General features: G+C 57.1%; 2 tRNA genes. Both read right to left on the minus strand.

The window, feature by feature from the left end:
* Positions 1–2: 2 nt before the first annotated feature.
* Positions 3–75: transfer RNA gene (locus AOA61_RS06115), tRNA-Glu, on the minus strand.
* Between the two features lie 78 nt (positions 76–153).
* A tRNA-Ala gene (locus AOA61_RS06120) sits at positions 154–229 on the minus strand.
* Positions 230–231: the final 2 nt, after the last annotated feature.

Consider the following 231-nt stretch of genomic DNA (forward strand, 5'->3'; position numbering starts at 1 on the left):
GGCGTCCCCTAGGGGACTCGAACCCCTGTTACCGCCGTGAAAGGGCGGTGTCCTAGGCCACTAGACGAAGGGGACACAAACCTTCTATACAACTGACCGAGCTGAGATCGGTCGATTCAAGGACGGTGTGGCCGGAACCTTGAACCTGTAAATTGGTGGAGCTAAACGGGATCGAACCGTTGACCTCTTGCATGCCATGCAAGCGCTCTCCCAGCTGAGCTATAGCCCCAG

Origin of the sequence: Pseudomonas sp. 2995-1 (assembly GCF_002742505.1) — a bacterium.
GTDB lineage: Bacteria > Pseudomonadota > Gammaproteobacteria > Pseudomonadales > Pseudomonadaceae > Aquipseudomonas > Aquipseudomonas sivasensis.